Below are 511 nucleotides of genomic sequence, written 5' to 3'. Positions count from 1 at the left end.
AACAAGCATTGAGGCTTATTACTTTTAAATAATGGTGCGCGCGGGAGGATTCGAACCTCCGACCGCCTGGTTCGTAGCCAGGTACTCTATCCAGCTGAGCTACGCGCGCACTAAATCGGTGTAACAGCAACAAGCATTGAGGCTTATTACTTTTAAATAATGGTGCGCGCGGGAGGATTCGAACCTCCGACCGCCTGGTTCGTAGCCAGGTACTCTATCCAGCTGAGCTACGCGCGCACTAAATCGGTGTAACAACAACAAGCATTGAGGCTTATTACTTTTAAATAATGGTGCGCGCGGGAGGATTCGAACCTCCGACCGCCTGGTTCGTAGCCAGGTACTCTATCCAGCTGAGCTACGCGCGCACTAAATCGGTGTAACAGCAACAAGCATTGAGGCTTATTACTTTTAAATAATGGTGCGCGCGGGAGGATTCGAACCTCCGACCGCCTGGTTCGTAGCCAGGTACTCTATCCAGCTGAGCTACGCGCGCACTGTGTTTCTTTTAAGA

4 tRNA genes are annotated in these 511 nt (G+C 50.9%); all 4 read right to left on the bottom strand.

Features of this window, described 5'->3' with window-relative positions:
- Positions 1 to 32 precede the first annotated feature (32 nt).
- The 4 genes from PAND9192_RS20495 to PAND9192_RS20485 all read right to left on the bottom strand — a co-directional run bounded on the left by PAND9192_RS20495 (position 33) and on the right by PAND9192_RS20485 (position 493).
- Positions 33 to 109, bottom strand: a tRNA-Arg gene (locus PAND9192_RS20495).
- A 51-nt stretch (positions 110 to 160) separates the two neighbouring features.
- Positions 161 to 237 (bottom strand) — tRNA-Arg (locus tag PAND9192_RS20490).
- A 51-nt stretch (positions 238 to 288) separates the two neighbouring features.
- A tRNA-Arg gene (locus tag PAND9192_RS20605) sits at positions 289 to 365 on the bottom strand.
- Positions 366 to 416: 51 nt separating this feature from the next.
- Positions 417 to 493: transfer RNA gene (locus tag PAND9192_RS20485), tRNA-Arg, on the bottom strand.
- Positions 494 to 511 lie beyond the last annotated feature (18 nt).

The organism is Photobacterium andalusiense (assembly GCF_900185625.1).
Lineage (GTDB): Bacteria > Pseudomonadota > Gammaproteobacteria > Enterobacterales > Vibrionaceae > Photobacterium > Photobacterium aquimaris.
This window is presented reverse-complemented; position numbering and strand designations above follow the sequence as displayed.